The following is a 15,140-nucleotide window of genomic DNA, read 5'->3' on the forward strand; positions in this document are numbered from 1 at the left end:
GGACGGTAATGGAATTATCCACAAAAAAACATGTGGATAAGGCAGGATTTTGATTTTATCCGGCGAATCTAGTATCCTTAAGTGGTGGAAAGTGGTGCAAAGTGGGGATTTGGGGTTAAAGGGGTGAGTGAACGGTGTTTATGGGGGAATATCAACACAGCTTAGACGATAAAGGCCGCGTCACCATCCCTGCCAAATTCCGCGAGCTGCTTGGCTCCTCCTTTGTGGTCACCCGGGGCTTGGACCAATGCCTATTTGTATATCCTATGAACGAATGGCAAATTTTGGAACAAAAGCTGAAGTCACTGTCCCTGATGAAATCCGACGCGCGTGCGTTTACCCGGTTTTTTTTCTCGGGTGCAACGGAATGCGAATGGGATAAACAGGGAAGGGTAAATTTACCGGGGAATCTCCGCCAATACGCAAAGCTGGAGAAAGAATGCGTGGTGCTCGGCGTATCGAACCGGGTGGAGATTTGGAGCAAGGATACTTGGGAGGAATACTTCCAGCAATCCGAAGAGACGTTTAACGATATTGCTGAGAAGCTGGTTGATTTGAATTTTGATTTGTAGAGAGTTTGGAGGGCTGCAGCTTGTTTCATCACATCACGGTGCTTAAAGAAGAAGCGACAGAAGGGCTGCGCGTGAAGAGAGACGGCATATATGTCGATTGCACGCTTGGGGGGGCGGGGCACAGTTCCCTGATCGCGTCCAAGCTGGGGGAATACGGCAGGCTGATCGCGTTGGACCAGGATGACTGGGCGCTCGATAACGCAAAGGAAAGGCTGGCCCCGTACGCAGACCGCGTATCCCTGGTCAAGACGAATTTCCGGCATCTGGAGGAAACCCTCCGGGAGCTGGCTGTTCCGAGCAAGGACGGCATTCCGCAGGTGGACGGCATTTTGTTCGATCTGGGCGTGTCCTCTCCCCAGTTTGACGAAGGGGACCGGGGATTCAGCTACAATTACGATGCGCCGCTCGATATGCGGATGGATCAGTCGGCGTCCTTGACGGCTGCCGAAATTGTAAACGAATGGCCTGAGCAGGAAATTGCCCGGATTTTGTTCCAATACGGGGAGGAAAAGTTCTCAAGACGGATTGCCAGAGTGATCAGCGAGCGCAGAGCGCAGAAAGCCATTCAAACAACGGGCGAGTTGGTCGATATTATTAAAGAAGGCATTCCGGCGGCAGCGCGGAGAACAGGCGGTCATCCGGCCAAACGAAGCTTCCAGGCCCTTCGGATCGCGGTGAACGACGAGCTTGGCGCTTTTGAAGAAGCGCTGCATCAAGCGGTGCGCTGTCTTGCTCCCGGCGGAAGGGTATCGGTGATTACGTTCCATTCGCTGGAGGACCGGATATGCAAGCAAATTTTGAACAGCTACGTAGGCAAATGCACCTGCCCGCCGGACTTTCCGATGTGCGTGTGCGGCGGGAAGGGTGAAATGAAACTGGTCAACCGCAAGCCGATCGTGCCGGGTGAAGATGAACTTGCACAGAACCCGCGTGCGCGTTCAGCCAAGCTGAGAGTTGCTGAGAAAATATAACCTAACGCATCTGACACACGATTCATATTTTTGAAGGCAAGGACTCATGTTCAGGGCGTAGAGACTAAGACAAAGGGGAATCAGACATGGCCTATACGCGTGGTAACCTGGCAGTTAAGGAGAAGGTCGCTGAACGAACTTCTCCCGGGTACCGGGAGAAGACGAAAGTCGTTACTCACCGTACATATCTGCCGATCAAGGAAAAGCTGCTCTATTTGCTGACGGTTGGAATATGCGTCATGGTGGCGAGCCTGATCATCTGGCAGAACGCCAACATTTACGACCTGAACAAGCAGGGGCAGAAGGTCGACAAGAACATTAAGAACATGAACGTGACTATTAAAGAGCTTAAGGCAGAGAAGCAGCGCCTTGAGGTCGGAATCCGTGAGAAAGCGATCCAGCTTGGTTACCAAGAACCGGGCAAGGAGGCGCTTACCGTTCCGCGTTCCAATACGACAAGTACGGATAACGCCGGAACAGGGTCGGAAACGGCAAAAAAATAGAGCTTGTGAGGGTTGAGCATGGTAAAAAGAATAAAACTTCGCACACTGCTCCTAGGAGGATTCATCACCCTCCTTTTTGTTGTTCTGTTAATTCGGGTATTTGCACTGCAGGTGGTTAACGGGGATGACTGGCATGATCGGGCGGTCGCCCAGTGGACGAAAAAAGTCCCGATTCCGGCATCCCGCGGCACGATTACGGACCGCAATGGCGATATTCTCGCATCCGACGTCCCGGCCTATACCGTTATCGTCAATCCGGCCGTTATCCACGAGAACGGGCTGGAGAACGAAATCATCGAAGGGCTGCACAAGATTTTAGGCAAGGATGAAAGCGAGCTTAAGGAACTTGTAAACGCCAAAGACAAGGACGGGGAGTACCTTACCAACCGGGAGGTCCGGAACGAAGGGTGGAAAATTGACGAAACGAAGAAGGCCCAGATCGAAGATCTCAACAAAGAGTTGAAGGCACAGCTTAAAAAAGAAAAAAAGGTGCTTGAAACCGGGCTGGACATGATCAAGGAGCAGAAGCGCTATTATCCGAAGGGGACGCTTGCGGCTCATATTTTGGGTTACACGAACCGGGATGGTGAGGCTGTCGCCGGACTTGAGGCAAGTCTAGATGATTACCTCAAAGGCACCTCAGGACTCATGAAATACGAAAGCGACCGGCAAGGGGACCAGCTTCCCGAAGCGAATATGGTGTACAAGCCGGCTGTCAATGGTAAAAATTTAAAGCTGACGATCGACGACACGATCCAGTATTATATCGAAGACGCGATGAAAGAGACGTACGAAAAGTACCAACCGATCAGCATGACGGTCATTGCGGCCGATCCGAAGACGATGGAAATACTCGGGATGGCCAACCTGCCGACATTCAACCCGAATACGTACTGGAACACGAAGGACCAGAAGGACTTCTTCAACTATGCCGTAAAAGCTACGTACGAGCCGGGTTCCACGTTCAAAATCGTAACGCTGGCAGGGGCGGTGCAGGAAAAGCTGTTTAATCCAAATGCGATTTACCAGTCAGGGCAGATCCAGGTTAAAGGGACTCATACGTACCTTCATGATATCAACCGTTCCGGATGGGGACCGATCACGTTTCTGGAAGGTGTCAAGCGTTCCAGTAACGTTGCCTTCGTCAAGCTGGGCTCGGAAATGCTCGGGAAAGAGCGCCTGCTGAAATATATCAACGACTTCGGTTTCGGTAAGAAGACGGGCATCGAGCTTCCCGGCGAAGTTACCACGACGATCAATCTGCCAGGTCCGGTCGAAGTGGCGACCGCTTCCTACGGACACGGTGTGTCCGTGACGCCGATCCAGCAGCTGGCGGCGATCAGCGCGGTGGCGAACGGCGGCAAATTGAAAACACCGCATATCATCAAAGAGATTACCGATCCGGATACAGGCAAAGTTGTATTAGCTCCGGATACGAGCAAGGTCGTCCGTCAGGTTATCTCACCGGAAGCCGCCAAGGAAACGAGCAGCTACCTGGAACAGGTCGTCGCGGACCAGGTAAAAGGTACCGGACGCAACGCCTACATCGACGGGTACCGCGTTGCCGGTAAAACCGGAACCGCGGTCAAATACGGCGCCGACGGCAAACCGGATTATTCGAAATCCGTCGTCTCCTTTATCGGCTTTGCTCCGGTGAACGATCCGAAGATCGCCCTTATTGTCATTGTGGACCAGCCGAATGACCCTGATGTCGGCGGGGGAACGGTGGCGGCGCCGATCTTTAAGAAAATCGTGTCCCAGGCTTTGCCGTACATGGGCGTGCCGAAGGCCACCACGAAGAAGACGTCGGACGGCAAAACGACAGTGGATCGCCCAGCCGCTCCGACGCTCACGAAGCTGGCCGTGAAGGACGCGAAGCAAAAGCTGCTGAACGCAGGCATTGACTTCGAGACGATCGGCAAGGGTACCTCGGTCATCCGGCAGTATCCGGCAGCGGGAACGCCGATGAGCCCGGGGCAGCGTATCTATCTGCTCACCGAGGAGACCGACAAGATGACCGTGCCGGACCTAAAAGGCGAATCGCTGCGTGATGCGCTGGATATTTTGACCTTGCTGAAATGCTCGGTTACCGTCGAAGGCCAAGGATACGTCAGCGAGCAGCTGGTCACGGACAAGAACGGCAAGCGTTCCGTCCAGCTGACGCTGAAGCCGGTCAAGGATGAAGAGGCATCGCAGGATACCTCATCCTCCTCCACGGAGGACGATTCCGGTTCGAAGGATACGTCGGCCGGCGATTCGGGCGACGGCAAGTCCGGCGAAGAAGCCAGCGATAACTGATAAGCGGCAACAGCTTGTTCTATCCCCTGGTTGTCCCGAATATTCATGATATGAACAGTCATGAAGCTGTAGGGAAGCGGGGAGGGATAACAAATGAAGGTTTCAAACGTCACCATGAGGCGGAGGCTGCTGTGGAGCTTGCTGATCCTGTGCCTGTTGTTCGCTGCTCTGATCGTTAGGCTAGCCTATGTGCAGCTAGGAAAGAGCAGCGAATTATCCGCCAAGGCCGAGGAGAACTGGCGCCGGGAAATTCCGTCAACGGCCAAGAGGGGCGAGATTCAGGACCGCAATGGGACGCCCTTGGCTTATAATATAAGCACGCCGACGATCATGGCGATCCCTGTTCAGATCAAGGAGCCCGAGAAAACGGCGAAGACGCTGGCTCCTCTGCTGGGTATGAGCGAAGACAAGATTATGAAGTCTATTACGAAGAAATCAAGGATTGAACGACTGCAACCCGGTGGACGCAAAATTACGATGGAGCTTGCTCAGAAAATTCGTGATTTAGAGCTGCCGGGTATCGTCGTTGCTGAGGACAATAAGCGATTTTACCCCTACGGCGACCTGGCCGGGCACATTCTGGGCTTTACGGGCATCGACAACCAGGGCTTGACCGGAATCGAGCAGAGATATGACACCAAGCTGCAGGGGATTAACGGCAGCGTCTCCTACTTGTCCGATGCGGGGGGCAGGCTCATGCCGGGATCTTCCGAGAAATACGAGGAGCCCAGAGACGGCCTTAACCTCCAGCTGACGATCGACAAATCGATTCAGTCGATTATGGAGAGGGAGCTAGATCAGGCTATGGTTCAGTATCAGGCCCGCGGCGCCTGGTCGATCGCCATGAACCCGAAAACCGGAGAGATTCTGGGAATGGCCAGCCGTCCGGGATTTGAGCCGGCGAACTATCAGGAATACCCATCCGAAGTGTACAACCGGAACCTGCCGATCTGGATGACGTACGAGCCCGGTTCGACCTTCAAGATTATTACGCTGGCGGCCGCCCTTCAGGAGAAGAAGGTGGACCTCAAGAATGAGCAGTTTTTTGATCCGGGATATATCAAGGTCGGGGGAGCCAGCCTGAGGTGCTGGAAGCGGGGCGGCCACGGCAGCGAAACGTTCCTGCAGGTCGTTGAAAACTCCTGTAACCCGGGTTTTGTCGTTCTGGGCCAGCGGTTGGGCAAAGATTCGCTGTTTAACTATATCCGCAATTTCGGATTCGGCTCCAAAACGGGCATCGATCTGAACGGGGAAGAAAACGGCATCCTGTTCAAGCCGTCCCAGGTGGGCCCGGTCGAACTGGCCACGACGGCTTTCGGACAAGGGGTGTCCGTGACGCCGATCCAGCAGGTGGCCGCCGTGTCGGCTGCCGTCAACGGGGGCAAGCTGTTTAAGCCTTACGTTGCCAAAGCCTGGATTAATCCGGAGACCGGCGAAACGGTGAGCGAAACGAAGCCGACGCTGGTCAGACAAGTTATATCGGAGGATACGTCCAAGCAGGTGCGCGAAGCGCTGGAGAGCGTAGTGGCCAAAGGGACGGGCAGACCCGCTTTTATCGACGGATACCGAGTCGGCGGCAAGACGGGTACCGCCCAGATCGTCGTCAACGGCCGCTACTCCTCCACGGAGCATATCGTTTCGTTCATCGGCTTTGCACCTGCGGACGACCCGCAAATCGTTGTTTACACCGCGGTGGATAATCCGGCCGGTATTCAATTCGGCGGCGTCGTGGCGGCGCCGATTGTCCAGCACATTCTCGAGGATTCGCTGCATGTGCTGAAGGTGCCGGAGCGCAAGGATCAGCTGCCGAAAACTTATAAATACGGGGATACGCCGATCGACACCGTTCCTGACCTGGTAGGGGCAACGGTTCAAGATTTATATGAGGATCTGAACATGAATTTTACGCTGGCTAAGTCCGGTACCGGGAACACGGTCATCAGCCAGGCGCCCAAACCGGGCAGCCGGGTCGAGCGGGGGTCGACGATCCGGATTTATATGGGAACGAACGCGGACGTGAAGGATCATAGCGATGCGGACGAAGCGCAGGATGATCCGGAAGCGCCTCAGGACGGAACCGGCACACAGCAGAATGATGCCTCAACCCATAATTGATTGCGGCGATATTCGAGACTAATAGAACTAGAGTGAGGGATCAAGAGATGAAACTAAATGAACTGGCATCAGCATTAACGACGGCACAAATTATCGGAGACGGCGACATTACGATTACGAACATCCAGGTGGATTCGCGTAAAGTGGCGCCGGGAGACCTGTTTATCTGCCTCCCGGGCCACACGGTCGACGGTCATGACTATGCCGGCCAGGCTGCGGAACAAGGGGCGGTGGCGCTCGTTGTCGAGCGGAAGCTGGACATTGACCTCCCGCAGATCGTGGTCAAGGACTGCCGGTTTGCCATGGCCGTTCTGGCCGATGCGTTTTTCGGGTCGCCGAGCTCCCATATGAAAATGATTGGCGTGACGGGAACCAACGGCAAGACGACCACAACCTACCTCATCGAAAAATTGATGAGCGACCAAGGGGTCAACACCGGTCTGATCGGCACGATCCAGATGCGCTACGGCGGACGGACCTTCCCGATGTCGGGCACGACGCCGGAAGCGCTGGAGCTTCAGCGTTCCCTGGATGACATGACGGCGAACGGCGTAGAGTGCTGCGTGATGGAGGTTTCCTCCCATGCGCTGGAGCAGGGACGGGTAAAGGGCACCGACTTCCGTACCGCCATTTTCACCAACCTGACTCAGGACCACCTCGATTATCATAAAACGATGGAGGAATACCGCGCGGCCAAAGGCTTGTTTTTCGCCCGCCTGGGCAACAAATTCGCCCATCAGCCGGAGCAGCGCAAGTTTGCCGTGCTGAATGCGGATGATGAAGCATCCTCCTACTTCGCCAAAATTACGGCAGCCGAAGTCATTACATACGGTGTTGAGAACAGCGCGGACGTCCGGGCAACCGGCGTCAAGGTAACGGCGCAGGGAACTTCCTTCCATGTGGACACCTTCCGGGGCAGTGCCGATATCCAGCTGAGAATGGTCGGCAAGTTCAACGTCTACAATGCGCTGGCCGCCATCACCGCCGGCTTGCTGGAAGGCATTGAACTGGACAATATCAAGCGCAGCCTTGAATCGGTACCGGGCGTGGACGGACGGGTCGAATCGGTGGATGCCGGACAGCCTTTTGCCGTTATCGTCGATTACGCGCATACGCCTGACGGTCTGGAGAACGTGCTGAAGACGGTCAACGAATTCGCTGAAGGCCGGGTCATCACCGTGTTTGGCTGCGGCGGAGACCGGGACCGGACCAAACGTCCGATCATGGGCAAAATCGCGGCCAAGTACAGCGACTTCATTTTTGTCACATCCGACAACCCGAGAACGGAAGATCCGGAGCTGATTCTGAAGGACATCGAGCAGGGTCTGAAGGATGACAGCGTTCCGCAGGAGCGCTACGAGATGATCGTGGACCGGCGGACGGCTATACAAAAGGCTATTGAAATGGCAAGCCCTCAGGATGTAGTATTGATTGCGGGGAAAGGTCATGAGACCTATCAAACCATTGGTACGACGAATTATGACTTCGACGACCGTGAAGTTGCCAAGGAAGCGATAAGGGGATTGGATAAGTGATTACGACGACTTTAGGCCAAATGGCCGCCATGTGCGGAGGAACACTCTCGCAGGAACAACACCGGGAGCTGCCGATTCAAGGCGTGTTTACGGACTCCCGACAAATAAAGCAAGGAAGCCTGTTCGTCCCGCTCGTCGGGGAACGTTTTGACGGACACGCTTATGCCGAATCCGTACTGAAGGACGGAGCGGGCGCGACGCTGTGGCAGCGCGACCGGGGCGAGGCGCCGGCGGGAGCTGTCATTCTTGTCGATGATACGCTTGCGGCGCTGCAGACCCTGGCTGAGGCCTATTTGGCGGAAGTAGGCTGCCGCGTAGTCGGCATTACGGGCAGCAACGGCAAAACGACGACGAAGGATATGGTGTATACCCTTCTGTCTACGACCTATAAAGTTCATAAAACCGGGGGCAATTTCAATAATCATATTGGACTGCCCTTAACCATTTTAGAGATGCCGGCGGATACGGAAATCGCCGTATTGGAGATGGGAATGAGCGGCCGGCATGAGATCGAGCGTCTCTCCCAAATCGCCCGTCCTGATGTGGCGGTCATTACAAATATCGGGGAAGCGCATCTGCTTCAGCTCGGTTCAAGACATGAAATCGCCCGGGCCAAGGTGGAAATTATCAGCGGCATGAAGCCCGGCGGCCTGCTGATCTACCATGGCGACGAGCCGCTGATTCCTACGGTGCTCGGCGAAGCCGAGACGGTGAAACCCGAAGGGCTCCGGACCTTTACGTTCGGGTTGGATCAGAGCAACGATGATTACCCCACAGGGATGATGTTCCACAGCAAGGGGATTATTTTTACGTCACTGCTGCATCCGGAGGAAGGGCTGGATCTGCCGCTCCTCGGCCAGCATAACGTCATTAACTGCCTTGCAGCTCTCGCGGTGGCCCGCCATTTCGGCATTACCGAGGAGAACATCCGCACGGGACTGACCGGACTGCATTTGACCGGGATGCGAATCGAGCAAATCGTGGCGCCGAGCGGGCTGACCATTCTGAACGACGCCTACAACGCCAGCCCGACCTCCATGAAGGCTGCGATCGACGCGCTTCATAGTCTCAAAGGCTATCATCACAAGGTAGCCGTGCTGGGGGACATGCTGGAGCTTGGGCCGCAGGAGAAGGAGTTCCATGCCGAGATCGGGCAGTATGCCGCGGCGGACCGGGTGGATGTGCTGTACACATACGGACCGTTGTCGGAGGAGACCGCTGAAGCGGCCCGGAAGATTCGTCCGGACCTGAGCGTATTTTCTTTTACGGATAAAGCTGAGCTGATCCCTCATCTCATCAAGCGCGTTCATGCCAAAGATGTGGTGCTTGTCAAGGCGTCGCGGGGTATGAAGCTCGAGGAAATTGTGGATGCTCTAGTTAAGGAAAACTTGCAGAAATAGCGCACGAGGGGGTGAATCCATGGACTATCAACTATTGCTGTTAACGATCGGTGTATCTTTTATTCTCGCGGTGATTGCCGCTCCGCTGCTTATTCCGCTGCTCAGGCGTATGAAGTTCGGCCAGCAGGTCCGCGACGACGGGCCGCAAACCCATTTGAAGAAGGCGGGAACGCCGACAATGGGCGGAATCGTCATTATTTTGGCTTTTACGCTTGCTTTTCTGAAATTTTCCGTCATTAATACGGATTTTTACGTGCTGCTCGTAGCCACACTTGGCTTCGGCCTGATCGGATTTCTTGATGATTATATTAAAATCGTGTTCAAGCGTTCGCTCGGACTGACGGCGAAACAGAAGCTTATCCTGCAGCTGCTCTTCGCCGCGATCATGTGTTACCTGCTCATCAAGAACGGCCACAGTACGGCGATCAGCGTGCCGGGAACGTCGTGGTCGTTTGACTGGGGCGGATGGTTCTATTATCCGTTCATCGTCATTATGATGATGGCCGTGACCAACGCGGTCAATTTCACGGACGGGGTCGACGGACTGCTGTCCGGCGTCAGCGCCATCGCTTTTGCCGCATTCGCCATCGTCGCCATGCAGGCGACCTCGCTGTCGGCCGCCGTTTGTGCCGCTGCCATGATCGGGGCGGTGCTCGGGTTTCTTGTATTTAACGCCCACCCGGCCAAAGTATTCATGGGGGATACAGGTTCGCTCGGCATTGGCGGAGCCATCGGCGGCATCGCCATCGTCACCAAAACCGAGCTGCTGTTTATCGTGATCGGCGGCGTGTTCGTCATCGAAATGCTGTCCGTCGTTCTTCAGGTCGCATCATTCAAGACCCGGGGCAAACGCATCTTTAAAATGAGTCCGATTCACCATCACTTCGAGCTGACCGGATGGTCCGAATGGCGGGTTGTCATGACCTTCTGGGCGGTAGGCATCGTGCTCGCGGGACTTGGACTTTACTTGAACAAGGGGTTGTAGAAGATGAAGCATCCAGATTCGTACAGGGGTAAAGAAATCGTAGTGCTCGGGCTTGCCCGAAGCGGCGTGCAGGTCGCCAAAGTACTGCACCAGGCCGGAGCGATTGTTACTGTGAATGATCGAAAGGAAAAGGATCAATGTCCCGAAGCCGGGGAACTGGAGCCCTTGGGAATCACCGTTATTTGCGGTGGTCATCCCGAGGGGCTGGTTCATCCCGGTATTTCTCTGCTCGTCAAAAATCCGGGGATTCCGTACACAGCTCCGCCGGTGCAGGAGGCGCTGAAGCTCGGGATCGAAGTGGTGACCGAGGTGGAAGTCGCCTATCACATCTGCGAGGCGCCGATTATCGGGATCACCGGCTCCAACGGCAAAACGACCACCACGACGTGGGTGGGCAACATGCTGGAAGCGGCCGGTATGCGTCCGATCGTCGCCGGCAACATCGGCACGCCGCTGTGTGAAGCGGCGCAGCATGCCGATGCGGGTAACTGGATGGTGACCGAGCTCAGCAGCTTCCAGCTGAAAGGGACGACGGATTTCCGTCCGCGTATCGGCTGCCTGCTGAACCTGACGGAAACCCATCTTGATTATCATGGCAGCATGGAAGACTATGCTTCTTCCAAAGCGAAAATGTTTGCCAACCAGAAAGAGGATGATACCGCGGTCCTCAATTGGGATGATTCTTACTGCCGCAGCCTGGTACCTTATATAAAGGCCAAGCTGCTTCCGTTCTCGGTGACGGAAGAACTGCAAGTCGGCGTGTATGTGAGCCCGCCTTATATTCCGGACACGGAAGACGACCTAGAGCGCAGCATCGTATACCGCGATTCGGACGGGCGGTCCCAGGTAATCATCCCCGTGAAGGAAATTGGTATTCCCGGCCGGTTTAATGTCGCAAATGCCGCAGCGGCCTGCGCGATCGCGATTGCAGCCGGCGCCGCACCTGACCGGTTGGCCGAACCTCTGGCTTCGTTCCACGGGGTGGAGCACCGCTTGGAGTATGTCAGAGACGTCGGCGGTGCTGCCTATTACAACAATTCCAAAGCGACGAACGCCAAAGCGACAGGAATGGCGCTCGCCTCGTTCCATCAGCCGGTCGTGCTGATTGCCGGCGGTCTGGACCGCGGCTCGGATTACATGGAACTGATGCCGCTGCTGAGCGAGCACGTCAAGGCGGTTGTAGTGCTCGGCGAAACGGCGGATAAAATCGCGAAAGTTGCCGAAATGGCCGGATTAAAGCATATCCGCAAGGCCGATACTGGTGAGGACGCCGCCGCTGTGCTGCGTTCCGCGGTACAAGAGGCCGCAGCTCTCGCCGAAGCCGGGGATGTCGTTTTGCTCTCGCCGGCCTGCGCGAGCTGGGACATGTTTACCTCATATGAGGAGCGCGGACGCATTTTTAAAGAGGCGGTGCATAATCTTTAAGTAGGGGGGTGGATAAGCCCCTACTTCCTGGCAAAAGGTGGCCTCCTCATGAACAAGACACGACCGGCGCCGGATCTGTGGCTCCTTCTTTGTATTTTGGGCCTGCTGACGATCGGCATGATCATGGTATACAGTGCAGGCTCCGTATTGGGCTTTCACGATTACGGCGACTCATTCTATTTCGTCAAGCGACAGATGCTGTTTGCCGGACTCGGACTGGTCGCGATGTTTTTTACCGCAAATTTGGACTACCATGTATGGAAAAAATACGCCAAGGCGGGACTGATCATCTGCTTCGGGCTGCTCGTCATCGTCCTGATTCCGGGCATCGGCGTTGTGCGCGGGGGTGCACGGAGCTGGCTCGGGATCAGCTCCTTCGGCATTCAGCCCTCGGAATTTATGAAGCTCGGGATGATTCTGTTCCTGTCCAAGTGGCTGAGCAGCGAGAACTTCAACATTACGGCGTTTGGCAAAGGCCTGCTCCCGCCTCTCGGTCTGATTGGACTGGCCTTCGGGCTGATCATGATGCAGCCGGATTTGGGAACCGGTACGGTGATGCTTGGCGCGGCGATGATGATCGTTTTTACGGCAGGGGCCAAGCTGAGCCATCTGGGCTTTCTCGGGCTCGGCGGGGTAGCCGGCTTTGCGGGCCTGATCATTGCCGCACCCTACCGGCTGAAGCGTATTACCGCTTTTCTTGACCCATGGTCGGATCCGCTCGGCGCCGGCTACCAGATCATCCAGTCGCTGTATGCGATCGGCCCCGGCGGACTCGGGGGGCTCGGACTCGGGATGAGCCGGCAGAAATACAGCTACGTGCCGGAGCCCCAGACCGACTTTATTTTCTCCATCCTGGCGGAGGAGCTCGGATTTATCGGCGGTCTGATCGTACTGCTGCTGTTCCTCGTGCTCGTATGGCGGGGGATGCGGGTGGCCATGACGATCCCCGACCGGTTCGGAAGCCTGTTGGCCGTGGGCATCATCGGCATGGTTGCCGTCCAGGTCGTCATTAACATCGGCGTGGTTATCGGCATGATGCCGGTCACCGGAATTACGCTCCCGCTGATCAGTTACGGAGGCTCGTCGTTAACTCTGATGCTGACCGCGCTCGGCATTTTACTTAATCTATCACGTTATGCGAGGTGAATACATTGCGCGTCGTATTATCCGGCGGCGGAACGGGAGGACATATTTACCCGGCCGTCGCTGTCGCGAGACAATGTGAAGCGGAAGATCCTGATTCCGAATTTTTATATATTGGCGGTACCCGGGGGCTGGAGAGCAAGCTCGTCCCCCAAGAAAATCTCCCTTTCAAAGCCATTGACATTACGGGGTTTCGCCGTAAGCTATCGATGGACAATGTGAAAACGGTTATGCGTTTTCTAAAAGGAGTCCAAACATCCAAGAAGCTGCTGAAGGAATTTAAGCCGGACGTTGTCATCGGCACCGGCGGCTATGTCTGCGGTCCTGTGGTGTACGCGGCTGCGAAGCTCGGCATTCCGAGCATCATTCATGAACAGAACGCCATCCCCGGGCTGACGAATCAGTTTCTGAGCCGGTACGTCAGCACGGTCGCCGTAAGCTTTGAAGGTTCCGAAGGCGCCTTTCCCAAAGCCAAACGGGTGATTTACACCGGGAATCCGCGGGCGACGACGGTTCAGACGGCGAACCGGGAAAGAGGTTTTGCCACCCTGGGCATTCCGATGAACAGCTCCGTCGTTCTGATTGTGGGCGGCAGCAGAGGTGCCAAGGCGATTAACGACGCCATGATCGAAATGGCGCCGCGGCTTGAGAAGCTGAAGCATATCCATTTCGTTTACGTGACCGGAGAAACTTATTTTGACCAAACGCGTGAGGATATCAGGAGCCGGCTTGGAAGCCTTCCTAATCATCTTCACGTTTTGCCGTATATTCATAACATGCCGGAAGTGCTTGCGGCGACTTCCCTGATTGTCAACCGTGCAGGGGCTTCATTCCTGGCGGAGATCACATCGCTCGGGATTCCATCCGTTCTCATTCCTTCCCCGAATGTGACCAACAACCATCAGGTGGCCAACGCAAGACAGCTGGAGAAGGCCGGCGCGGCCAAAGTCATCCTGGAGAAAGAACTGACGGGCAAGCGGCTCTATGAGTCCATTGAAGATATCATGATGAATTACAATCTGCAGCAGGAAATGTCCGCAAGCTCCCGGAGCTTGGGCAAACCGGATTCGGCCAAAGTGATCGTGGAAGAAATGCGCCGCCTGTCGCGGAGCCGCTGAAAGCCGTGGGCGATTGTCACACACGCGGTATGTACTACATAAGATACTCTATAATCGTGACAATCACCCATGGAATACCGGCACGGTTCTACGATCGGCCGCAGTATACCGGTCCATACCGCTTCTTTCCCGCTTAACGATAAAGGAGGATGCTTTGCGATGCAGCAGTGGAAGTCCCTACTGTCCGAAGCCCATGTCGGAACGATTCGCTGGAATGAACCTCTGGAGAGCTATACCACCTGGAAAATCGGCGGTCCTGCCGACGCGCTTGTCATCCCGGGCAGCGTGGAGCAGCTGGTAAGCCTGATTTCCCTGCTGCATGCGAATCAAATCCCCTGGCTGCAGATCGGCCGCGGCTCCAACCTGCTCGTTGCCGACAAAGGCTTTCGCGGCGTCGTGATTAAACTGGGCGGGGAGCTCGATCATGCCCATTTTCAGGGAAACCGGGTTACCGCCGGAGGAGGCTTCTCCCTCGTAAAGCTTAGTGTCCTGGCCGGAAAAGAAGGTTTAACAGGCCTCGAGTTTGCGGGAGGGATACCCGGAAGCGCAGGCGGTGCTGTGTATATGAACGCCGGAGCCCACGGGTCTGATGTGTCACGCATATTCAAGTCCGCTGAGATTGTACTGGATACAGGAGAATTGGTGACTTACACTGCAGAAGAGATGGCCTTTGCCTATCGTCACTCCATCCTTCATGAGCGCAAAGGGATCGTGGCAAGAGCCGTGTTTGAGCTGCGGCCTGGAGACCGCAAGCAAATTGCGGATGCGATGGCCCGCTTCAAAGAATACCGGCGCTGCACCCAGCCGCTGCAGATGGCCTGCGCGGGGAGCGTGTTCCGCAATCCTCCAGGCGATCATGCCGCCAGGCTGGTGGAGCATGCCGGTTTGAAGGGCAAACGGATCGGAGGGGCAGAAGTGTCCATGCAGCACGCCAATTTCATTGTAAACACCGGTCAAGCGACAGCAGAGGACGTGCTCACATTAATGCATCACATTCAGGAGACGATTCAAACTGAATACGGCATCGAACTGATGCCGGAAGTGTATGCGGTTGGTGAGCGGTAAACTCGGAGGT

The 15,140-nt window shown here is 55.5% G+C and carries 12 protein-coding genes; all 12 read left to right on the forward strand.

Annotated features, from left to right (window positions below; translation table 11 throughout):
- Positions 1-134: 134 nt before the first annotated feature.
- Positions 135-572, forward strand: coding sequence for a division/cell wall cluster transcriptional repressor MraZ (gene mraZ / locus K2F33_RS16955; RefSeq protein ID WP_076169844.1), 438 nt, complete (start codon positions 135-137; stop codon positions 570-572).
- A 20-nt stretch (positions 573-592) separates the two neighbouring features.
- On the forward strand, positions 593-1,543 hold the full coding sequence (gene rsmH, locus K2F33_RS16960; RefSeq protein WP_076169845.1) for a 16S rRNA (cytosine(1402)-N(4))-methyltransferase RsmH: 951 nt from the start codon (positions 593-595) through the stop codon (positions 1,541-1,543).
- Between the two features lie 86 nt (positions 1,544-1,629).
- Positions 1,630-2,046, forward strand: coding sequence for a hypothetical protein (locus K2F33_RS16965; protein WP_076169846.1), 417 nt, complete (start codon positions 1,630-1,632; stop codon positions 2,044-2,046).
- Between the two features lie 18 nt (positions 2,047-2,064).
- A complete protein-coding gene (locus tag K2F33_RS16970; protein ID WP_263877972.1) occupies positions 2,065-4,344 on the forward strand; it encodes a penicillin-binding transpeptidase domain-containing protein in 2,280 nt (759 codons plus the stop codon).
- A gap of 93 nt (positions 4,345-4,437) precedes the next feature.
- Positions 4,438-6,459, forward strand: coding sequence for a stage V sporulation protein D (locus K2F33_RS16975; RefSeq protein WP_084203872.1), 2,022 nt, complete (start codon positions 4,438-4,440; stop codon positions 6,457-6,459).
- Between the two features lie 47 nt (positions 6,460-6,506).
- Positions 6,507-7,994 (forward strand): UDP-N-acetylmuramoyl-L-alanyl-D-glutamate--2,6-diaminopimelate ligase, encoded by a 1,488-nt coding sequence (locus K2F33_RS16980; protein ID WP_076169848.1) that lies wholly within the window; start codon positions 6,507-6,509, stop codon positions 7,992-7,994.
- Complete coding sequence (locus K2F33_RS16985) at positions 7,994-9,394, forward strand: UDP-N-acetylmuramoyl-tripeptide--D-alanyl-D-alanine ligase (protein ID WP_318672623.1); 1,401 nt, start codon at positions 7,994-7,996, stop codon at positions 9,392-9,394. The genes K2F33_RS16980 and K2F33_RS16985 overlap by 1 nt, the downstream gene beginning before the upstream one ends.
- A gap of 19 nt (positions 9,395-9,413) precedes the next feature.
- On the forward strand, positions 9,414-10,379 hold the full coding sequence (gene mraY / locus K2F33_RS16990) for a phospho-N-acetylmuramoyl-pentapeptide-transferase (RefSeq protein WP_076169850.1): 966 nt from the start codon (positions 9,414-9,416) through the stop codon (positions 10,377-10,379).
- 3 nt (positions 10,380-10,382) lie between these two features.
- Positions 10,383-11,804 carry a UDP-N-acetylmuramoyl-L-alanine--D-glutamate ligase gene (gene murD / locus K2F33_RS16995; protein WP_263877976.1) on the forward strand — a complete coding sequence of 474 codons (1,422 nt, stop codon included), beginning with the start codon at positions 10,383-10,385 and terminating at the stop codon, positions 11,802-11,804.
- A gap of 48 nt (positions 11,805-11,852) precedes the next feature.
- Positions 11,853-12,950 carry a stage V sporulation protein E gene (spoVE, locus tag K2F33_RS17000; protein ID WP_076169852.1) on the forward strand — a complete coding sequence of 366 codons (1,098 nt, stop codon included), beginning with the start codon at positions 11,853-11,855 and terminating at the stop codon, positions 12,948-12,950.
- Between the two features lie 5 nt (positions 12,951-12,955).
- A complete protein-coding gene (gene murG / locus K2F33_RS17005; protein WP_263877978.1) occupies positions 12,956-14,065 on the forward strand; it encodes an undecaprenyldiphospho-muramoylpentapeptide beta-N-acetylglucosaminyltransferase in 1,110 nt (369 codons plus the stop codon).
- A 159-nt stretch (positions 14,066-14,224) separates the two neighbouring features.
- A complete protein-coding gene (murB, locus tag K2F33_RS17010) occupies positions 14,225-15,130 on the forward strand; it encodes a UDP-N-acetylmuramate dehydrogenase (protein ID WP_263877981.1) in 906 nt (301 codons plus the stop codon).
- Positions 15,131-15,140: the final 10 nt, after the last annotated feature.

The organism is Paenibacillus sp. PSB04, assembly GCF_025809195.1.
Classification (GTDB): domain Bacteria; phylum Bacillota; class Bacilli; order Paenibacillales; family Paenibacillaceae; genus Paenibacillus_AQ; species Paenibacillus_AQ favisporus.